At 46.6% G+C, this 20,407-nt stretch carries 19 protein-coding genes; 10 read left to right on the forward strand and 9 right to left on the reverse strand.

Annotation, left to right across the window (positions count from 1 at the left end):
* Positions 1–9: 9 nt before the first annotated feature.
* The 3 genes from MKY66_RS12740 to MKY66_RS12750 all read left to right on the forward strand — a co-directional run bounded on the left by MKY66_RS12740 (position 10) and on the right by MKY66_RS12750 (position 4,952).
* Positions 10–2,250, forward strand: a complete 2,241-nt coding sequence (locus MKY66_RS12740; RefSeq protein WP_076217033.1) for an MMPL family transporter — start codon at positions 10–12, stop codon at positions 2,248–2,250.
* Between the two features lie 120 nt (positions 2,251–2,370).
* Complete coding sequence (locus MKY66_RS12745) at positions 2,371–3,465, forward strand: alpha/beta hydrolase family protein (protein WP_256704399.1); 1,095 nt, start codon at positions 2,371–2,373, stop codon at positions 3,463–3,465.
* Between the two features lie 368 nt (positions 3,466–3,833).
* Complete coding sequence (locus MKY66_RS12750) at positions 3,834–4,952, forward strand: GDSL-type esterase/lipase family protein (RefSeq protein ID WP_256704402.1); 1,119 nt, start codon at positions 3,834–3,836, stop codon at positions 4,950–4,952.
* Positions 4,953–5,086: 134 nt separating this feature from the next.
* On the opposite strand, the gene mnhG is transcribed toward MKY66_RS12750, so the two are convergent.
* The 6 genes from mnhG to MKY66_RS12780 are packed head-to-tail and all read right to left on the reverse strand — an operon-like array spanning position 5,087 to position 10,995.
* On the reverse strand, positions 5,087–5,479 hold the full coding sequence (gene mnhG, locus MKY66_RS12755; protein ID WP_017688856.1) for a monovalent cation/H(+) antiporter subunit G: 393 nt from the start codon (positions 5,477–5,479) through the stop codon (positions 5,087–5,089).
* On the reverse strand, positions 5,463–5,747 hold the full coding sequence (locus tag MKY66_RS12760) for a Na(+)/H(+) antiporter subunit F1 (RefSeq protein WP_017688855.1): 285 nt from the start codon (positions 5,745–5,747) through the stop codon (positions 5,463–5,465). The genes mnhG and MKY66_RS12760 overlap by 17 nt, the downstream gene beginning before the upstream one ends.
* Positions 5,747–6,223 carry a Na+/H+ antiporter subunit E gene (locus MKY66_RS12765; protein ID WP_047842677.1) on the reverse strand — a complete coding sequence of 159 codons (477 nt, stop codon included), beginning with the start codon at positions 6,221–6,223 and terminating at the stop codon, positions 5,747–5,749. Before MKY66_RS12765 ends, MKY66_RS12760 begins: the two co-directional genes overlap by 1 nt.
* Before the next feature lie 6 nt (positions 6,224–6,229).
* Positions 6,230–7,708: a Na+/H+ antiporter subunit D gene (locus tag MKY66_RS12770; protein ID WP_076217030.1), complete on the reverse strand. Its 1,479-nt coding sequence runs from the start codon at positions 7,706–7,708 to the stop codon at positions 6,230–6,232.
* Positions 7,701–8,039 carry a Na(+)/H(+) antiporter subunit C gene (locus MKY66_RS12775; RefSeq protein WP_036608715.1) on the reverse strand — a complete coding sequence of 113 codons (339 nt, stop codon included), beginning with the start codon at positions 8,037–8,039 and terminating at the stop codon, positions 7,701–7,703. Before MKY66_RS12775 ends, MKY66_RS12770 begins: the two co-directional genes overlap by 8 nt.
* A gap of 1 nt (position 8,040) precedes the next feature.
* On the reverse strand, positions 8,041–10,995 hold the full coding sequence (locus MKY66_RS12780; protein WP_076217047.1) for a Na+/H+ antiporter subunit A: 2,955 nt from the start codon (positions 10,993–10,995) through the stop codon (positions 8,041–8,043).
* A 301-nt stretch (positions 10,996–11,296) separates the two neighbouring features.
* On the opposite strand from MKY66_RS12780, the gene MKY66_RS12785 reads away from it, so the two are divergent.
* Both MKY66_RS12785 and MKY66_RS12790 read left to right on the forward strand, forming a co-directional pair.
* Positions 11,297–12,937, forward strand: a complete 1,641-nt coding sequence (locus MKY66_RS12785) for a diguanylate cyclase (protein ID WP_076217029.1) — start codon at positions 11,297–11,299, stop codon at positions 12,935–12,937.
* Between the two features lie 71 nt (positions 12,938–13,008).
* Positions 13,009–13,530, forward strand: a complete 522-nt coding sequence (locus MKY66_RS12790; protein ID WP_076217028.1) for a hypothetical protein — start codon at positions 13,009–13,011, stop codon at positions 13,528–13,530.
* A 103-nt stretch (positions 13,531–13,633) separates the two neighbouring features.
* Here MKY66_RS12790 and MKY66_RS12795 read toward each other — a convergent pair whose 3' ends face one another.
* Positions 13,634–14,773 (reverse strand): GGDEF domain-containing protein, encoded by a 1,140-nt coding sequence (locus MKY66_RS12795; RefSeq protein WP_076217027.1) that lies wholly within the window; start codon positions 14,771–14,773, stop codon positions 13,634–13,636.
* A gap of 342 nt (positions 14,774–15,115) precedes the next feature.
* Between MKY66_RS12795 and MKY66_RS12800 the strand changes: the two genes are divergently transcribed.
* From MKY66_RS12800 to MKY66_RS12820, 5 genes are all read left to right on the forward strand, one after another.
* Positions 15,116–15,373, forward strand: coding sequence for a YolD-like family protein (locus MKY66_RS12800; RefSeq protein WP_036608707.1), 258 nt, complete (start codon positions 15,116–15,118; stop codon positions 15,371–15,373).
* 100 nt (positions 15,374–15,473) lie between these two features.
* A complete protein-coding gene (locus MKY66_RS12805; RefSeq protein ID WP_017688846.1) occupies positions 15,474–15,593 on the forward strand; it encodes a hypothetical protein in 120 nt (39 codons plus the stop codon).
* 156 nt (positions 15,594–15,749) lie between these two features.
* A complete protein-coding gene (locus MKY66_RS12810) occupies positions 15,750–16,253 on the forward strand; it encodes a ferritin (protein ID WP_076217026.1) in 504 nt (167 codons plus the stop codon).
* A 470-nt stretch (positions 16,254–16,723) separates the two neighbouring features.
* Positions 16,724–17,464 (forward strand): polysaccharide deacetylase family protein, encoded by a 741-nt coding sequence (locus MKY66_RS12815; protein WP_076217025.1) that lies wholly within the window; start codon positions 16,724–16,726, stop codon positions 17,462–17,464.
* 42 nt (positions 17,465–17,506) lie between these two features.
* Entirely contained in the window at positions 17,507–18,415 is a 909-nt protein-coding gene (locus MKY66_RS12820; RefSeq protein ID WP_076217024.1) for a hypothetical protein, read from the forward strand.
* A gap of 187 nt (positions 18,416–18,602) precedes the next feature.
* On the opposite strand, the gene MKY66_RS12825 is transcribed toward MKY66_RS12820, so the two are convergent.
* Entirely contained in the window at positions 18,603–19,202 is a 600-nt protein-coding gene (locus tag MKY66_RS12825) for a response regulator transcription factor (protein WP_036608692.1), read from the reverse strand.
* Positions 19,199–20,347 carry a sensor histidine kinase gene (locus MKY66_RS12830; RefSeq protein WP_076217023.1) on the reverse strand — a complete coding sequence of 383 codons (1,149 nt, stop codon included), beginning with the start codon at positions 20,345–20,347 and terminating at the stop codon, positions 19,199–19,201. The genes MKY66_RS12825 and MKY66_RS12830 overlap by 4 nt, the downstream gene beginning before the upstream one ends.
* Positions 20,348–20,407 lie beyond the last annotated feature (60 nt).

The following is a 20,407-nucleotide window of genomic DNA, read 5'->3' on the forward strand; positions in this document are numbered from 1 at the left end:
AGCTTAGGTATGGGTTATCGCAGACTTGCTGTCCTCATCAGCCGATATCCGCGGTTCATTATTCTCTGCTGGGTATTTATCATCGGGATGTCAGCGGTCTGGGCGTGGAAGTTACCTGACATTGTTCAGGATCACGGCTTAAAACGGGTTCACGGGGATGCGCAAGCGGTTGAACTTGTACTGGAGGACGAATTCAGTTCTCCTGCTGATCCGGTTATTCTGGTTTTTGAGAAAAAGGAAAATACCTCGCCGTTACAGTTCCGGCAGTGGATCAAGGATCGTTTGACACAGGTTCGAGGGCTGCCTGCAGTAACCTCTATCACTTCCCCTCTGGATGCTAGCGAAAGGGTGACGCTTCAAGACCATAGGGCATATGCCCTTATGAAAATGGATGTGCCTGCGCATCAGATGGGTCCTCCGCTGGAGCAGTTGCGCTCCGTGCTGGCAACAGACGGTCCAGGTACGGTGCAATTGACGGGAAAGGCAGTCGTCCAGCAGGATGTCAATCATCTGAGTTTTCGTGATCTGGAACGGGCAGAGATGGTGGGACTGCCGATTGCCCTGATCATTTTGTGTTTTGCATTCAGGGGGCTACATGCCGCGTTGATTGCTGTCATGATGGGGATCAGTGCTGTGATTACCGCTATGGGAGTCACGTCACTCCTTGGTTATCATCTGGAATTGTCCAACTTTATCATTAATGTGATTCCCATGGTGGGCATGGCACTGAGTATAGACTTTGCCCTGATCATCCTGAGCAGGTACAGGGAAGAACTTCAGCGGGTCTACGAAGATGAAGGCAAAGCTAACGTTACGGGCAGCAGCATAGATATGCAGAGCGAGGTATTGCGGAGCGAGATTCTTCAGCGAACATTACGTACAGCAGGCAGAGCGGTGTTGTTCTCGGCAGCTTGCGTGCTCCTTGGGTTGCTGGGTCTGCTCTGGATCAGACTGCCGATGTTTCTGAGTGTCTCCTTGGGGGCCATTATTGTTCTGCTTCTATCGCTACTGTTAAATGTTACGCTGCTGCCAGCTCTGCTGTCATTGTCTGCGGGTCGGGTCTTCAGGCGAAAGTTAGTCCATTCGTTACCCAGAAGCTCGGTCTGGCATAGATGGTCAGCAAGGGTCATGAAACGACCAGTCAGTATGGCCATTGGAGGTACGGTTGTGCTGCTCCTGTGTGTTTATCCAGTGACCCGGCTGGAACTGTCCGTCCCGGATGCCTCTTCACTGCCAGAGAGAATGGAATCCCGCCAGGCAGCAGAGCAGTTGCAACATGATTTTGGGCAAAAGAATACCTCCGCCATCGAGATCGTGATTGGCGGACAGCAGGAACTGTTGACTGCCTCTCACTGGCAGTTGGCCCACAACAAAGCCCGTCAAGTACTGCAGGACTCAGGCGTATTGAGCATTGTTTCACCATGGGGACTATTACAGCCGAATCAAACTGACTCGCAGAGCCTTTTTCAAGTTCCACCGTCGCTAACTCCTTCCATAGAAGGCAAAAAGTCAACAAGGACGGCATGGCTGCGTTCAACGGTCTCTGATCATTCCATACGATTGATAGCCACTGTGCACGGGGAGCCTGGTTCGGAACAGGTGGCAGATTGGCTTGAACGAATGAGGAACAACGATCATGCACCAGGTTCCAACAACGTAAAACTACGTTATGGTGGGGAAGCTGCCAAGCAGTATGAAATAATGCAGGAAGTCACAAGTCAACTGCCCAAAGTGCTGGTATTTGTAGTGGTCACCAATTATCTTGTGTTACTGGCGGCATTCCGATCGATGCTCATTCCAATCAAGGCAATTCTGATGAATCTGCTCAGCTTAGCCGCTTCATTTGGCATATTGGTATGGGTGTTCAATCAAGGACATCTGGGGATGGAACCGTCAGCCATTGCCATTATGATTCCTGTATTCATTGCGGGATTGGTGTTCGGCATATCCATGGATTATGGGGTATTTATGCTGAGTCGTATTCAGGAAGTCTATAGACGAACCGGAGACAGTGACATGGCAGTTCAACAGGGATTGGCCTCTACAGGCCGTCTAATTACCTCCGCCGCAGCCATACTGCTTGCGGTGACCGTACCGTTTGCTTTTGCAGAAATCGCAGGTGTAAGGCAGTTGGGGATCGGAATCACGGCAGCAGTACTGATTGACGTTACGCTGATCCGCCTAATATTGGTCCCTGCCCTGATGAAGTTAATGGGCAGATGGAACTGGTGGTTACCAGGTCAGTTATAATGAAGGGTATTTCCGAAACCTGTCATCAGGTTGGAGATATCCTTTTTTGGCTAGCAATCGTGTGATTCCATTTAAAACAGGCAAACATGTTCAATTCATAAGTGACATAGATGTTCTATAATGGACTGGATTAATCAAATATTTCGGTCGGTCGATCATTTAGTTATCCTACGAAAACAGGAGGGACACAGGCCCATGTCGGATATTGAAGCCTACCTGCAACAACAAACGAATCTTCGTGGCCGTTCCGCTTATCATGCAGATCAACCCCTTGAGTTATGGCGAAGTCAGTTGCGTACACGCGTAAAAGAACGACTGGGTGGTTTTCCAACGATGGCGGCAGCACTTCATCCTGTATTACTGGAACGAAACACATGTGATGGATATATACGGGAGCGGATCGAGATCACGACTTATGCAGGACTTCGCATGCCTATATATGTGTTGATTCCAAGTGATATAAGTGTTACCGATGCGAAAAGACCTGCTATCGTAGCATGTCACGGGCACGGGTATGGCAGCCGGGAGATCTCTGGTATGGAACCGGATGGTTCGCCACGGACAGGAGAGCCTGGATTACACAAGGATTTTGCAGTTGCTCTAGTGAAGCGGGGTTACGTGGTTGCGGCTCCAGAGTTGCTCGGATTTGGTGATCGCAGACTGGAGGAAGATCGTGAAGCGCCACCAGGTGCAAGCTCCTGTACGAAAATTGCTTCGCATCTGCTCATGGTGGGGCAGACCCTTGCCGGACATCGGGTATATGAAACAACGCGAGTACTGGATTATTTATCGACTCGGCCTGATGTGGATTCGCAGCGAGTTGGAAGTATGGGGATTTCTGGCGGTGGACTCGTTACCGCATTTACAGCTGCGCTGGATGAACGTTTCCGTGCAGTTGTAGTGAGTGGCTATGCAAGTACATTCCATGGCAGCATACTGGATCGGAACCATTGTCTGGACAACTATGTGCCAGGAATTCTGCGTGAAGCGGATTTGCCGGACATCATCGGTCTGATTGTCCCTAGGCCACTTTTTATTGAAGCAGGAAGTAATGACCAGGTATTTCCGCTCCATGCAGCAAGAGAGGCCTATAAGCGATTGACACACATCTACGAACAGGCGGGAGCAGAAGAATCGCTGGATGCGGATTTCTTTACAGGTGGACATGAGATTAGTGGAGCAAAAGCATATGAATGGCTTGATCAAGTGCTGTGAAGCTGAGGCTTATTACCATCTATATAAGTTGAACTAATCATTTACACGATAACGGAGAAGATAGAAAAAAATGAAAAAGCGAAGCTACAAGCTTTCTGCAAGAAAGCTACTTCGAAAGCATACACTTCGCCTAAAAGCTTTCTGAAAGAAAGCTACATCGGAAGCATACGCTATCACCGGATTTTCCCTTGAGAAAAGGAAATCGAAAAATCTGGGGATAACAGCGATTGGAAGATTATTCTGTCTTCGTAGTGTCTGTGTAAATAATTTTTAGTTCAACTAATTTAATTCTGATTCGAGAGGAGAATTCAGTAATGAAATGGTCAACATCCGTAAAATATCTACTGTGTCTTATTCTGTTTGCAAGTATGATCGGGGGAGGTCTGGGAAGCAGCGGGGGGCAGGTTGCTGAGGCTGCAACGGACAACTACAGATTTGATTTTGGCTCGGGTCTAGTTGAGAGCGGTTACACAGGTGTTTCTGCAGGAGATGCTTATACGCCTACGAAAGGCTATGGCTTCAACACACCTGCACAGATGAGGAATGTGTCTGCCTCGGGAAGCGGGGTTAAGAGTGACGCTGTACAGTTTCTGACGTACGGCACCAAGAGCACCAATACCTTCAATGTGAATCTGTCCAATGGCCTATATGAAGTTAAAGTAGTCCTGGGCAATACTGCCAGAGCCAGCGTGGCTGCAGAAGGTGTCTACCAGATCATCAATATGACGGGCAACGGAGCAGCGGATCAGTTCCAGATTCCGGTGACTGATGGACAATTAAACCTGCTGGTTACGGAAGGGAAGACAGGTACCGCGTTCACACTTAGTGCTCTAGAAATCCGAAAAATATCCAATCAGACTGTAACCAACCGCACGATCTACATTGGTGGCGATTCAACAGTCTGCAATTACTATCCGCTTGGCAGCAGTGTACAAGGAGGTTGGGGGCAACTGTTTCCGTCCTATGTGAACAATGCTACGTTCCAGGTTCGCAATATGGCGGCAAGTGGTCAGTTTGCGAGAGGGTTCCGTGATGATGGTCAGATGGAGGCCATTCTGAAGTATATCAAACCAGGAGATTATTTTATTTTGCAACTCGGAATTAATGATACCAATGCCAAGAACAATACAACGGAGGCTCAGTTCAAAGAGATTATGCGGGATATGGTTCGTCAGGCGAAGAACAAAGGAGCGACGGTTATCCTCTCCACGCCTCAGGGTCGGGCAACGGACTTTAATTCAGCCAACGTACATCAAGCGGAGAACCGCTGGTACAATCCATCCACTCGTGCTCTTGCTCAGGAAGAGGGGGTTACCCTTGTTGAACTGAACAAGCTGAGTTCTGCCTATTTCACGTCCATTGGTCCTGCGGCAACACTTGCTCTGTATATGACAGGGGATAGTCTGCATCCGAATCGTCAAGGGGCTGCCGAGCTTGCACGTATTGTGGCTGCGGATCTGAGAAGACAGGGACTGAATGGATTCTGACTTTACTACTTAATCAGTCTGCATAATCACGGCTGATAGGATCCGTGTATGAAAAAGTAAACAAATACCCCCGGGAACATGCCGCGAAACGGGCAGCTGATCCTCGGGGGTATTCGTTATGCCCAGGCTGGGGATTACTCCATCATGTCCTTGGCTTCATGGTTCACTTTTTTCCCTTTTAACAAGGGTTCCAGTTCATCTTGCACGCTCTGCTCCCACAGGGGTACATCTGTGCGATAGGCGGCCCGACCATTCAGATGTCCGGCGACCGGAGCTGTGATGAATACAAACAGGATACCTAACAACAAGCGGGCACTGATATAGTTATCGAAGTACCAGAAGTAGAAAAATGTAGCACTTAATACACAGAACACACCAAGTGTCATACTTTTGGTTGCGGCATGGGCACGTAGATATACATCAGGCAGACGAATAAGTCCGAATGCGCTGAGTGCACTGAGTAGTGCACCGAGCAGTACGAGTAGACCTATAGCGGTTTCAGCGGCTACTTTAACGATCTCCATCATTTTTGAATACCGCCCCCCGTTCAATATAACGTGCAAATGCCACTGTACTTAAAAAGGCCAAAATGCCAATCAGCAAGATAATATCCAGATAGGCTTGGGTTTGCAGCATCATCGACAGAACGGCAACGATGGCAATCACATTGATACCGATGGTATCCAGTGCCGTGATCCGGTCAGCCATGGATGGTCCCCGCAGCACCCTGTACAAGCAACCCAGAATGGCTAAGGAGAGAATGAGCAATGAGATGAACAACAGTGAGGATAACATTAACGCGTCACCTCCATAATTGCTTTTTCAAATGTATTTTGGATATCATCTCTCATTTTCTGTTCATCCTTGATATCCAGTGCGTGAATAAACAGTTTGCGTTGGTTACCCGAGATCTCAAGCGGCAGAGAACCTGGTGTCAATGAGATGAGTAAGCAGAGCAGAGTAACTTCCCAATCCGAGGACAATTGAGTTTTATACGTAAAAATACCGGGCCTTATATCTAACTTTGGCTTGATAATCTGGCGTATAACCTCAATGCTGGCTCGCACCAGTTCCTTGAACAGCAGAGTAATCAGTTTGAAGATGGCCCAGACTCGCACAACATAGAAGCGCTGGGGGAAGAATCTGCGCATCCCCCCGATGAGAAGCAGTCCGAGCAGGTAACCTATGAGAAAACCAACACCATTCCAGGCATTGTTCAGAAACATCCATACAAAAGCAATGATAAGATTCAGTACAATCTGAAAGGCCATAGACATCTACTCCTTCAATACGGCATCAATATAAATATTGGGATGCAGTAAAATATCGCCTGCGCGGGAGGTCAATTGGAACATGCCTTCAGCCCCCACACCCATTACGATGATGAATACAAACAGAATTCCGGCTGGAATCAGCAGGCCGTTCACCGCGTAAGGGCGTCTTATAACCCCGGCAGGTGGTTCGCCCCAGAACGCTTGTATGAAGATGCGTAGTACCGAATATAACATTAGCAAGCTGGACAGTACGGCAATGCCGGTCAGGCCATACAAGCCTGCTTGCAAGCCGCCTTCGAAGAGAAGCAACTTGCCCGGGAACCCACTGAATGGAGGCAAGCCTGCCAAGGCAAGTGCACTAATGAAGAACATCCAGCCGAGTAACGGATAGCGGTGTATCAGGCCACCCATGTTGTCAAGTTTTGGTGTTCCGGCAACAGCGATCAAGGCGCCGCCGAGCAGGAAGAGCAATGTTTTGATCAACATATCATGCAGCATATAGAAAAGCAGACCTTCCAGTGCAGGGCGACTGGCCGAAGCCATACCGAAAGCGACAAAGCCAACACCTGCGACCACGTTGTAGATGAGAATCTTGTTCACATCGCGGTATGAGATCGCACCGATGACACCAAGGACCATCGTTGCACCAGCCATCCATCCGATTAGAGCATGGAAGAAATCTGGATCATGATAGAAGATCAGTGTGAATGTTCGCACAATGGCGTACAGGCCAACCTTGGTCAACAACCCTGCGAACAGTGCAGTGACAACAGCAGGTGGCGCGGCATAAGAGCCGGATAACCAGAAGAACAGGAACAATCCGGCTTTGATGCTAAATACAATCAGGAAGAGTACGGCAATCAGGGTAATGACCCCGCTCTGTCCCACTTCAGCAATCTTTACAGACAAGTCTGCCATGTTCAGTGTGCCAGTAATCGAGTAGAGGAAGCCGATGGAAGCGACAAACAGTGCTGAAGAAACGATGTTAATCAAGACATATTTGATCGTTTCCCGAAGCTGTCTTTCCGTACCTCCCAATACGATCAGTGCATAGGAAGAGATGAGCATCAGTTCAAAGCAGACGAACAAATTGAACAAATCACCGGTTAGGAATGAACCGTTAACGCCGGCGATCAGGAAATGAAAGAACGGATAGAAGTGATGCTCTTCCCGTTCCTGGTTCACACTGCGGAACGCATACAGCAGGCAGGCCAGCGCAATGATGGAAGCGGCAACGACAAGTAGTGCCGAGACCATGTCTGCAACAAGCACAATACCATATGGAGGTGCCCATCCTCCCATATTCAGCGTGAGAACTCCGCTTTGGGCTACTCGCGTTATGAGTATCGTTGAGACCGCTGCGGTGAACAAAAGTCCGAAGACACTAATGATCCGCTGGATGTTCGTTTTCCGGAAAAACAGAAGAGCCAGAACACCTGTAATCAATGGCAAGAGAATCGGCAGAACGACGAGATTATTCATATGGGCGCCCCCTTACTTCTTCCATATCGTCTGTTCTCAGCTTCAGATAGGAGCGATAGGAGAGAACGAAGAAGAAGGCAGTGAGCCCGAAATTAATAACAATTGATGTTAATATCAACGCCTGAGGAAGAGGATCGACATAGCGTTCAGCCATCTCCCCAAGCAGCGGTGGTGCCCCGGTTTTGAGACGTGACATGGTAATCAACAACAGATGCACACCATGGGTCAGTATGGACATGCCAAGAACGATGCGGAGCAGGCTCCGCGACAAGATTAAAAAGACGGCAACCGCAAACAGAATGCCAACGGCCACACACATCAATATTTCCATATCAACGATCCTCCCCGATCTGTAGAATGATGGTCATGGTGACACCTAGGACAGCGAGATACACGCCAAGATCAAACAGCATGGCCGTGGCGAGTTCGGTCTCTCCCAGCAAAGGAAGTTCGAAATAGCCGAAGGTTTGGCTGAGGAACGGGACTCCGAATATAAATGAACCCGCGCCCGTCAGTAGGGCTATACCCAAACCGATTCCTGTTAGAATACGGAAATCTACGGGTAACGCTTTGCGTATTGTATCCGTACTGAATGCCAGGGCAATCAATACGAGCGCTGCTGCGGTTACCAAGCCGCCGATGAAGCCTCCGCCCGGATTGTGATGTCCTGCGAAGAACAGATGCATGGCGAACGTGAGAATAATGAACACAACGACCTTGGTGGTCGTTTGCAGCAATACATCATTACTTTGCAAAGGGACAGTGTCCCACGAGGATGAGCTGCGTTCGCGGTTACCATACTTTTTCGTATTGTCCGCTTCATCATCCAGATCAGGCTCGGAATCCTGAGGTTCGTCCTTCTTGCGGAATTTCAATCGGGCTCCGAGATCCTTTGCTTCGAGGTTCAGATTAATCATGGAGTAGATGGACAAGGAAGCAACACCAAGCACCATAATCTCCAATAACGTATCGAAGCCACGGAAATCTACCAACAACACGTTCACGACATTTTTACCACCGGCCGAATCATAGGCTTCCTGAAGGAAGAAAGTAGATATGCTGTCGAGTGATGCGGTGCCGCTTGCAGCCAGTGCAACAAAAGTCATCACGACACCTACTGCGATCGCTACGATCATATTGACCGTGAGATAACGGCGGCTCGATTTGCCACGTTGCAGTTCAGGCAGATGGTAGAAGCAGAGCAGGAACAGTGCAACCGATACCGTCTCAACAATCATCTGCGTCAACGCCAGATCCGGCGCCCGGAAGAGTACAAACAGCAGAGTTACAAGGTAACCAACTGCTCCGGTCATAATGACTGCCGAGAGTCTGTTCTTGGCAAAAGGAATCGAAACTGCAGCACCAATGAGTGTGACTAACAGTACAACCTCATAGAATGAGTAGGGCGCATTGCCCTGCAGATTCCATGTGATATTTTCGCCTGAACGGAAGAAGGCATAGACCAGTAGCGCAACCGTGAATGAAAATATATACACAAGATAATTACGAACCGAGCCATTCATATAGGCTTCCGTCCATTTGCGTGCATAATGCTGGAGATTATCCAGTACGACATGGTACATATTGTTAATCGTTAATCCTTGCGGATAGTGCTCATAAATATTCCTCCATCGTGGCAACAGCTTATAGAGAGTGATTCCCAGAATCACGACTCCGATCGTCATAATCAGTTCCGGAGTCCATCCATGCCACAGAGAGAAATGTACATCGAAGCGTTCGTTCCCATTCAATAGGGAAGGAAGCACAGCGGCCATTGCCGGTTCGATCAGTGATCCGGCCAACAGGTTCGGAAAGACTCCGAAGACGATGACAAGAACACCGAGTACAACGGGCGGAATGAGCATACCGGCGTGTGCTTCGTGTAACTTCTCGGCAGGGATTTCGCTTTGGCTACGACCGAGGAATGTTTTGAACACGATAATAAGTGCATAGATCAGAGTGAACACACTTGCAAGCCAAGCAAATACCGGCAATAGAACACTCCAGGATCCAAGTCCAAAGATTCGCAGATGCGTGACTTCGACCATGGCTTGGAAGAATAGCTCTTTGCTCAGGAATCCGTTGAATGGTGGAATACCTGCCATGGCAAGTGAGCCGACCAATGCTACGGTGAATGTAATTGGCATGAACGAAGCAAGTCCACCGAGCTTCCGAATGTCACGAGTGCCCGTTTCATGATCGACAATGCCTACGACCATAAACAGAGCGGCTTTGAATGTCGCATGATTAAACAGGTGAAGCAGCGCAGCGGTTATCGCTACGGTGTACATTGCAGAGGACTCGCCATATCCGAAGTAGAGAGCTGCAGATCCAACCCCTAAGAGGGACATGATCAGACCAAGTTGAGAGATGGTCGAATAGGCGAGAATTGCTTTGAGATCGTTTTTTTTCACCGCCAGGAATGATCCATAACACAAAGTCAGAAGACCAACGCCGGTAACGAGCCAGAACCAGAGTCCCTGTCCACCGAAGATTGGTGTAAACCGGGCTACAACGTACAGTCCGGCCTTGACCATGGTGGCTGAGTGAAGATAGGCACTGACAGGTGTCGGAGCTTCCATGGCATCCGGCAGCCAGATATGAAATGGGAACTGAGCTGACTTGGTGAAAGCTCCAATCAGGATCAAGACAAGTGCGGGTAGAAATAGTGCGCTTTCCTGAAACTGACCCAATCCTGTAATAGTTGCACGAATACTGAATGTTCCGGTAATGAGATACATCATCATGAATCCGGTAAGCATGGCAAAACCGCCAAATACTGTAATCAGGAATGATTTTTGTGCTCCTGAAGTCGAGGCTTTACGTTTGTAATGGAATGCAATCAACAGGAATGACGTAATACTGGTCAATTCCCAGAATCCGTAGAGCACGATCATATTATCAGACAGCACCACGCCCAGCATGGCTCCCATGAACATCAACAGATACAGGTAGAAACGGTTCAGCGCTTCTTTCATATCCATGTAGAAGATGGAGTAGAGAACAACGAGGACACCAATTCCGGTGATTAGCAGTGTCAACATGAGGCTCAGACCGTCCAGATACAGATTAAATCCAATGTCCAGTGAAGGAATCCACGGGATATTTCCAGATACGGTATTGCGCTGTGACACAGCGGGTATGAGACTCGCAAAGTATACAAATAATAGTGCCGGGACAAGGAGAACCGGCCATCCCAAATGTTTTTTACGGAAGAAACGATGCAGCATGGCAAGAAATATGCCAGCGGCAAAAGGCAGAATAATAGCAACATGAAGCAGGCTCAACATTACACCCCCAATGTTTAGTATTTCGATTTCTCTCTCTGTGACATACAGGCACATGATCCTTTGAAGGATATGCTTGCTCTCTATATTCATAACCCAAGTATGTATATACAGAATCGTGTCTATTCTTTGAATGGAAGAAACACGGTGAAGATTTCAGTATAATATTGTATGTACACGTATAATAAAAAAACATACAAGTTCCGATAAATATGAAAACGATTAGGTGACATTCCGTGTACTCTTTGCAGCATAGTTATGTTGAAAAGCAAGATGGTTTCACCGTGTAATGGAGGAAGTAATGTCATTCAAAATTAGAACTGTGCTCACAGTCATCTGTGCTATGTTATCCTTGCTGGTTACCCTGACGATTGGGTCTATTTTTAGCCAAAAGTCATTTGTTGCTGTAGAGACTGAGATTGGTCACTCGCTTACAGGCACGGCCTCACAGGCTTCGGACAAGCTGGATCGTTTCATGTCTGCTCGCGCGGGTGAACTGGACCTGTTGGGCCGAATGGCTTCGTTGGAAGATGGATTCCAACCTGATGAGATTCAGATGCTGCTGGATCAGTTACAAGACAGCTTTCCCTCATTCTCATGGGTTGGATTCATGGACCCGAAGGGAAAAGTATTAGCTGCCACGGATGGTATTTTGCTTGGGGAAAATTTATCAGAGCGACCTGTGTATCAGGAGGGAATCAGGGGTAAATTCATTGGAGATGTGCATAATGCAGTTCTTCTAGCCAAGCTGCTTCCGAATCCAACGGGAGAGCCGTTGCAATTTGTCGATATCAGTTTTCCGCTGAAAGATAGCAAAGGAATGATTCAAGGTGTGCTCGCTGCACATTTAAGCTGGGAGTGGGCGAAGGAAGTTGAGGAATCTGTACTTGCCCCATTGAAAAGGGAAGAAAAGGACATTGAGTTTTTTATCGTGAGCAAAAAGGAACATACCGTGCTGCTCGGTCCGAAGGAATGGGTCGGTAAACCGATGGTATTGCCCGGCATTGAAGAGGCCCAGCGCAACAAAAGCAGTTGGTCCATTGAAAAGTGGCCTGACGGGAATGAATATGTGACAGGGTTTGCCTACAGCCAGGGTCATCTGGATTATCCCGGATTAGGCTGGACCGTAGTCATTCGTCAAGTCAAGTCATCTGCTTTTGCTTCTGTGTTTGACCTGATGTGGTTTAATGTGTGGTCTGGACTTGCCGTTACCGTGCTGTTTGCACTGATTGGCTGGTTTGTCTCACGTCTGATCTCTGCCCCACTTGTGCGTCTTACCAGAGTAGCCAATCGACTGCGTGCAGGGGAAGAGCTTGAGATTCCTGCGATTAAGGGGATTAAGGAGATTGAAGTGTTGTCCCGTTCGCTTCGGGATATGCTGACCTCTCTTATGAATAAAAACTCAGAGCTGGTTGTGATGCAGAATCTGGCGCATTTTGATCAGTTGACTAGACTGCCGAACCGCACTGCCCTAGAAGTGTATCTGGAGGAGTCTCTGGAGACCGAAAGTGAAAATCACACGCTAACTTTTCTCTATCTGGATCTCGATGGATTCAAACGGGTCAACGATACACTTGGACATCAGACGGGAGATGTATTGTTACAGAAAGTGGCTCAGCGACTGTCTGCTCTTGGTCAGGAGAAGGGGATAACGGTCCGATTGGGTGGAGATGAATTCCTCATTGTACTTCAGTCGATTGGAAGTCATCCGAGGGAAGAAGCCATGGCTTATGCAGAAGCCATCATTCAAAGTCTGAACAAGCCGTTTATTATCGATTACGAGCGAATTCGAATTGGATGTAGTATTGGAGGTGCTGAATATCCAACCAACAGCGACAACCCAAGTGAGATTATTCGGATGGCGGACGAAGCTCTATATGAGTCCAAACGTGCAGGCAAGAACAGAATGACATTTTATTCCGAGTTGAAGCAGGATCCTTAGCGTATAATAACATTAGCGGGGTTATCCCAATCATCTTTGTGCGAATATGCGTATAGACAAGGAGGGGTGAAATGTCTGGAAAATATACATCTGTACCTTATGGTTATGAGCCACCTGCGGCCAGCCACAAAGGTACACTGACTTTTTATGACTCGTTTGAACATGTGACTGATGAGCAACTCGAGCGAGCCGCTGCAACGGTGGGTACCCGCTCATTCACACAGCTTGTGCTGTATCCTTTACACGAGAGCACGTTTAAACGAATGAGCAAGGAACCGATACGGGCATATTACAAAAGAGAAGATCGCCTGCATGATTGGCGGCGGGAACATCCAACTTCACGTATACGTGTGGAGGGGCTTGAGGGCAAGAGAAAAAAATATACACCTGTGGATAGCGCGCTGCGGCATATCACTGCGGAATATCCAGCCCCTCACTTTCTGTATTTGACGATAGAGATGGCGAATATGTTTGCTTCATTTGATTCCTTCAAGGATTGGATCAAAGAGTTGCGTCTCATCATTGACGGATCGTCCGAATACCTGCATCCGATGCTGGAGCAAAATCGTCATCGCTGGGAATGGGCGGAATGAAAACATAGACGTATGAAAAAGATCGGCCTGCTGATCGTATTCAAACCCCAAAAAAGTTGTGTTGTCCAAACCGGAATTCCGGTGTACAGCACAACTTTTTTATTTACATTTTCTCTGCCAAGGACGAAGTCAGATCAAGTGATGTTACGGTTTTATTTTTACCTGTTCGTTTGGCGGCATACAGACAGGCATCCACTTCCTCGAACAATTTGTCTTTGGTTAGATTGGGACTGTAGCTTTTGAGACCGATACTCACCGTGATGGAAGCTCCTTCAAGTTCCAGATGCCCCATCAGGGCAATCTTCTGACGAATCTGTTCCACCAAGGCATAGGCCTGCTTGAAAGATTGCTCAAACATCAATAAGGCGAACTCTTCGCCCCCGTACCGTGCTGCAATATCACTTGATGTAATGGTTTCCTGAATGATCAGGGACACTTTCTCCAGAATGATATCTCCAACCCGATGACCATACGTATCATTAATGGATTTGAAGTCATCAATATCGATCAGGGAAAGATGCAGACTCATGCCACTGTTGGCATACTCAAATGCTTTTTCATAATAATCCTTGAATGAGCTTTGATTATAAAGGTTGGTTAAACCGTCTGTTTTGGACTGTTTGGTCATAATGGCATTTCGCACAATAAGGTCCTGCTTGGCAAGCATGCTGGCCTGAAGATCATCGAGCACCTCAACGCCGCTGGTTACGATAACCTGTGCTACATATGTACCTAGGATTAGAAAAGCAGGAATGGATACCATGTCAAATGAAGACAGGTACAACCGGTAAGCCGGGTCGAACAAAACTAGAAAGTAACCAGTCATCTGCATCAGAAAGACAATCCAGACTCTCTTTTTACTGAAGAACAGCACTGAAGCGAAGATGGGCAACAGACAGATTGCTAATATAATCCGAATGTCATAATTGACATGAATAATCGTCCAGGCGATAACCGTGCTGGCTATAGACATGGTGTAAAAGGAATATGAACTGAAGCGCCGATCAACCCAACTTGCGAACAAAATGCATGAACTGCTGACGGTCGTAGGCCAGAACAGGACATTCATCAAGAAATCGGTAGGTGTGCGATCATACTCCAGAACCAGGAAACAGCCAATCTGAATGGCGAAATGTGCGATGATAACAATCCAGTAGGCATGGAGCATTTTTTGAATCCATTTGGAATGTTTGAACTCGTACTCTGTTGGAATGTGGCTATTGTGCGTATGGAAACCTTTCATATATCACCGCTGACTGCATCATAATGGTACGACAGAATTACTCTCGTATATGATGATTATAAATTACAATGAACAAAACGCAAATGATTATATTTTAAGCATGAGAGCTAAGATTACATTGGGCAAAAACGGGCTGGCGAAACCCGATCAAATGAGTACAGCATCATTGTGGAGTATGGAGAAGAATAGGAGGTATCACGGTTAACGGTAACTTGCCTGAGGAATTTGCTCATTCTGGATGCCATGAGATTACACGAACGTAAATGAATGGTATACTAATTGAATATGAACTCGGCAATCAACCCGTGGAATCGGGACGTCGGAGTAGAGGAGGCAGCCACATTGGCAAAAGCAAAAGTAGCAAAAAGACCTACACGGGATGAGTTTGAACTTGAAGAGTTGGGAAACCAACTGGTTGAAGCCTTTCGGGAACGTTCGGAAGTACTGTTGACGGTATGGGGCAAAGAAGATCAGGTGCAAGGAGTTATCGTCAAAATGGACTCCCGTACACGACTCGTGCATGTAGAGTATACCGAAGAAGAGTTCACGGCGAAGGTGCCTTTTCTGGATATCATGCGTGTGCAATCTCCCCGGTACTGAACGAAAAAAACAGCAATCTGAATAATTAGGGCATCCGCCCTGTCAAAGTTGTTCTTCCTGCATAAGATAACCCATACCTGTTGCAGAGGAGGTACGGTCAATGAGCGAAGTATTAGGTGGAGAAACAAGAGGCTACGGATACGGAGGTTTCACTTCTGTAGGTGCCATTCTGGTTCTGTTCATCCTGTTGGTTATCATCTCCAAAGCGTTCTTGGTATAATTGCATATCTCTAAAGAATGAAAGAAGCTCTGCCATCGCGGCAGAGCTTTTTTGATCGTTCAGTCCTTGGCGAATTTTGTAGAAAATCGGTGTAAGTCCTGCTTACGTTATGTTAGAATATAACCATCCCTAGAGAAAGAAAGAGGTGTTTTGATTATGAGCCAAACGTTAACAGAATCTTTAAATGAACAGATGAACTTTGAGTTTTATTCCGCTCATGTATATCTGGCTATGGCAGCTTATTGTTCCAGCAAAAGTCTGGATGGATTTGCGAACTTCTTCATCGTGCAAGCGGAAGAAGAGCGATTCCATGGCATGAAAATATACAAATTCCTGAATGATCGTGGACAACGTGCCACACTTGCGGCTTTGCCAGAACCGAAGAATGAATATGCTTCGATGCTGGATGTATTTGAACATGGTTATGCTCATGAACAGCAAAACACGAAAAAATTCTACAATCTGGCTGACATCGCTCTGAATGAACGTGAACATGCAACGATGTATTTCCTGAAATGGTTCATTGATGAGCAGGTTGAAGAGGAAGCATTGTTTGACAACATTATTCAGAAGCTGCGCCGCATTGAAAAAGACAGCAATGCCTTCTACATGCTGGATGCCGAGTTTGGCAAACGTTCGTTCACAGCTCCTGCTGAATAAATGCACGTAGGGAGTCAAAAAGATTCCAGCGTCAAAACACCATTTACATACAGCATGAGGTAATGATCCTGAATGCAATGGGGCAATCCCCTTGCAAGGGATGATGGTTTGATGCCATATGCTGATTGAAGACAAAGAAGCCTGCACTTGTGCAGGTTTTTTTGCATGCAACGATATTTAATGATTGTATTGATTTACTTGAATTGGAGTAAAGGTCTATCAAAATTCTAAATATGGGTAATAGAGGATATGTCACAATTGATCTATCCTGGCGGGATCTTATTTTGCGCAAATCTATCAAATTCGTATTAAATTTTAGGTTTATCTGACAAAAGTGTAACTCTACCGTAGCCTTTGGAGCGAGAACAGGAGCCACTATCTTTGATAGTATTAGGATTAATCGCCAAGGGATGAAGGTAGAAAAACATGGACACCCGGGGAAATATAACACATAAGGGAGACTTTTAATTATGCTACATATTCGTAAATCTATCATGGTCACACTTGCTATTTTACTAATCATTCCACTATTATTGCCGCAGTCGGTATCTGCCGAATCAGCTGCATCCAAGGATGGAGCAAGCAAAACAAATTCCAAAATCATATACCTGACGTTTGATGATGGGCCAACCGCTCATACGGGTCAGTTACTGGATATTCTGGATCAGTATCATGCGAAGGCAACGTTTTTCATGCTGGGTCCTCGGATGGAGCAATTTCAGAAGGCTACCAAACGAATCGTAGCTGACGGGCATGGATTGGGTCTGCATGGTGTGACTCACGTTCCAGGCAAATTCTATAAATCTGCATATACCGGATTGAAAGAGATGCAACAGGCCAATGCAAGTCTGAACAAGGTTGCCGGAGTTAAAACAAGTCTCGTTCGAACGCCATATGGTAGTAAACCTTATCTCAAACCGGCATTCCGTAATGTACTGCTGGGTCAGGGTGGATTCCATCTATGGGACTGGAATGTCGATTCGGAAGATTGGAAATACAAGAAAGATCACCAGAAAGTCTATAACAGTGTAATGAAGCAGATCCACAATGTGCAAAAGAGCGGAACAACACCTGTTGTGCTTATGCACGACCAGGAAGCAACGCTAAAAGTATTACCGCAAGTATTAAAAACATTGAAGGCAGAAGGGTATCGTTTTGAAGTATTAAGTAAAAAAGTGCAGCCGGTTAACTTCTGGAACGACAAGCGTTAATCTTTAATTTTTCGATTGGCTACAACGAAGGAGGTTCACATCATGAAGAAACAACCATTATGGATCACCATTCCAGTAACGACAGCCGTTTTACTTGCTCTGGCAGGATGTGGTGGACCGGATTCAAATGCAGCATCATCAGAGAATAGTTCTTCACCAACGACAACCGTGGGTGAACAGACCGAGACCGGCAGTGGTGGTGCTGATTTCTCTAATGAAAATGAAACAGGAACCAAAGAGAATACGGACACAACAGATAATGAAGACACATCAGAATCGAAGGCAAATGACAACCAAGTTGCCACTGGTCATTCAGGTGTGAATGATGTGATCAAGCAAGTTCGCAACCAGTTGAAGATGAAGGATGCAGCGTTACCCACTTCATTCACATTGGACAAGGGTACGTCTTTGGGTGTGGCAATACTGTCCAATACTGCGGATGCATTTAAAGTAAATTTCTACGCTACCGCTCAGTCTGTTGCCATTAATGATCAGTCTTTAACTGCATCCGACAGTAAGATACCTGTACTGGCTTCCTTTGAAGTGAAGACCTATAATGACCCGAATCAGTCAGAAATTTTCCCTGAGACGAACCTGAAAGATATTCCAGCAGATATTGCTGTGGATCTGGGACATGGCATCGAAGGCATGAGTGAAGGTGCCGCAGGCAGTCAATATCTGACTTGGCAGGAAGGTAGATGGACGCTGGAAATTCGTTCGGTTTCGGAAGATGAAATGAATAATGCGGGCATAGCGAAGAAAATGGTGGAGTACCTGGAGTCACATACCTTGCCTGTACCCAAAGATAAAGGATATATCAAAGTTGAATATCCAAGTGGTGGAAAGTCTGTTCATGTAACGATCTCATGGCAGGACGGTAACCAAATTCATCAGCTTAAGACCGATCAAGTGCCACTAGAGGCTCTTGGCATGGCTGTATCTGTGAAATAAATCTTGAGTGTTTTACGGATATTCTGCAATGAAAAAGAGATGAGTATGGGATTGTTACGATACACCTAAAAAAAAGCTTGGCCCAGGAAGAAATTGCTGGGCCAAGCTTTTTATTTTGAGCATGTTATCGCAGCTTGTGCAGCCTGATACATGCTTATTTTTGTTTCAATGGGTTAAAGCGGTACTTTCATTTGAACCACCCTTTTTCCTTGGAGCGAGTGATGGCCTCAATGCGATTACTGGCATTTAACTTGTTGAGAATAATGGAGATATAGTTACGTACCGTGCCCGTTGTGATGAACAGATGCCCGGCGATTTCCTTGGTGTTCTTCCCATCTGCCATGAGGCCTAGTACGGCATTCTCCCGTTCTGTCAGAGGGTTTTCTTCTACATAAGCTTCATCTACCAAGTCCGGAGCGAAGATGCGTCTGCCATTCATAACTTGGCGGATCGACTCGGCAAGTTCTTCAATTGGACTGTCTTTGAGCAGGTAACCACGGACACCGCCCTTTAGGGCACGTTCGAAATATCCGGTCCGGGCAAAAGTAGTCAGGATAATGACCTTACAGCTCATTCCTTTGAGTTCTTCTGCGGCTTCAAGGCCGCTTTTCACAGGCATTTCTATATCCATCAGACAGATGTCTGGTGCAAGCTCCTGGACAAGGGCAAGGGCTTCCTGGCCGTTGCTGGCACGTCCGACGACTTCCATATCTTCCTCCAGATTGAGGAGGGAAGACAAGGCGCCGAGCATCATGCGCTGATCTTCCGCGATTACAATTCTAATCATGATTCTGCCTCCTTTATCGGTTTGCGAACGAGTTTCGGAACATGAATAATGATCGCTGTGCCCTGGATGTCTGTTGCAGAGCGAATATCCAGACAACCATTCACAAATTCAAGTCGTTCCTTCATGCCCAAAATTCCTGTTCCGCGCCGATCCTGTTTGCGAGTTCGCTCTATTCCAATACCGTTATCTTGTACGGTTAATACATTATCCGCCAGGGTCTCCTTAATAATGATGGTACAGGCTGTTGCCTGACTGTGTTTGACGACATTGGTGACGGCTTCTTTCAAACACATACCGAGCACATTTTCATTCAATTGTGACGTATCCTGTAACTTCGGATTGCCTTCCAGCACAAATTCAATCGAAGCGGCCTTCAGAATCTGCTCCGCCCGGAACAGTTCATCAACCAATTGTGTACCACGCATGGTGGTGACCATTTCCCGGACTTCCTTCAGAGCTGTACTTGCCGTTTGTCTGAGGTCGTTCAATTCAATCTCGGCCTGATCGGGATTATTGCGGAGCAGCCGTCTCGCCAGATCAGTTTTCAGACCGATCAGAGAGAGCTTCTGTCCAAGTGTATCGTGCAGGTCACGAGCGATACGCTGGCGTTCTTCCATTTTTACGAGATCATCAAGTCGCTTGTTCGCATTCTCCAATTGGCCTTCCAATTGTTCGGTTTTGTTTTTGTTATACGTACTGATTGGGAGCAGGATGGAGGCCATTAAGCTGATGAATACAAACGGGAGTTGGCTCACCAACAGAGAACTCTGATTAATGAAACCGTAATTAATGGTTACGAAACTGGCTCCCAGGTTCACCGAGTAGAGGGTAAAGAAACCGGCTTTATTTTTAATATTCCCAATAAAAAAAGCAAGAAACAATGAGAAATACGCATAATCATAGGCGATCGTCATCGTAATGGATATGGCAATAAGCATTCCAATCCACATGTACACCTGCCAGCCCTTGGTGATGAAGGCGAGCAGGTAACAGACGAAGAAAACGAGGATAATGATGATGCCGGTTACCATCGTCCATAATTTAGAATATTGCGATATAAAATAGAATGGCAGGATGAAAAAGGCGAGCCATACATAAAGGTTCAACCCTGTTTTTTTATAAAAATTTTGCATCCACTTTTGAATGTAATTCTCCTCCTTGCACTTGTACTCAACTTTAGCATGACTGTAGCATGACTATGGCTT

Source organism: Paenibacillus sp. FSL R5-0766, assembly GCF_037971845.1.
Taxonomy (GTDB): domain Bacteria; phylum Bacillota; class Bacilli; order Paenibacillales; family Paenibacillaceae; genus Paenibacillus.

Excerpts from the sequence above, each read along its gene's own strand:
- MKY66_RS12740 (WP_076217033.1), top strand. The coding sequence starts at position 10 with ATGGGTTATCGCAGACTTGCTGTCCTCATCAGCCGATATCCGCGGTTC.
- MKY66_RS12745 (WP_256704399.1), top strand. The coding sequence starts at position 2,371 with ATGGACTGGATTAATCAAATATTTCGGTCGGTCGATCATTTAGTTATC.
- MKY66_RS12750 (WP_256704402.1), top strand. The coding sequence starts at position 3,834 with ATGATCGGGGGAGGTCTGGGAAGCAGCGGGGGGCAGGTTGCTGAGGCT.
- mnhG (WP_017688856.1), bottom strand. The coding sequence starts at position 5,479 with ATGATGGAGATCGTTAAAGTAGCCGCTGAAACCGCTATAGGTCTACTC.
- MKY66_RS12760 (WP_017688855.1), bottom strand. The coding sequence starts at position 5,747 with ATGTTATCCTCACTGTTGTTCATCTCATTGCTCATTCTCTCCTTAGCC.
- MKY66_RS12765 (WP_047842677.1), bottom strand. The coding sequence starts at position 6,223 with ATGGCCTTTCAGATTGTACTGAATCTTATCATTGCTTTTGTATGGATG.
- MKY66_RS12770 (WP_076217030.1), bottom strand. The coding sequence starts at position 7,708 with ATGAATAATCTCGTCGTTCTGCCGATTCTCTTGCCATTGATTACAGGT.
- MKY66_RS12775 (WP_036608715.1), bottom strand. The coding sequence starts at position 8,039 with ATGGAAATATTGATGTGTGTGGCCGTTGGCATTCTGTTTGCGGTTGCC.
- MKY66_RS12785 (WP_076217029.1), top strand. The coding sequence starts at position 11,297 with ATGTCATTCAAAATTAGAACTGTGCTCACAGTCATCTGTGCTATGTTA.
- MKY66_RS12790 (WP_076217028.1), top strand. The coding sequence starts at position 13,009 with ATGTCTGGAAAATATACATCTGTACCTTATGGTTATGAGCCACCTGCG.
- MKY66_RS12795 (WP_076217027.1), bottom strand. The coding sequence starts at position 14,773 with ATGAAAGGTTTCCATACGCACAATAGCCACATTCCAACAGAGTACGAG.
- MKY66_RS12805 (WP_017688846.1), top strand. The coding sequence starts at position 15,474 with ATGAGCGAAGTATTAGGTGGAGAAACAAGAGGCTACGGATACGGAGGT.
- MKY66_RS12810 (WP_076217026.1), top strand. The coding sequence starts at position 15,750 with ATGAGCCAAACGTTAACAGAATCTTTAAATGAACAGATGAACTTTGAG.
- MKY66_RS12815 (WP_076217025.1), top strand. The coding sequence starts at position 16,724 with ATGCTACATATTCGTAAATCTATCATGGTCACACTTGCTATTTTACTA.
- MKY66_RS12820 (WP_076217024.1), top strand. The coding sequence starts at position 17,507 with ATGAAGAAACAACCATTATGGATCACCATTCCAGTAACGACAGCCGTT.
- MKY66_RS12825 (WP_036608692.1), bottom strand. The coding sequence starts at position 19,202 with ATGATTAGAATTGTAATCGCGGAAGATCAGCGCATGATGCTCGGCGCC.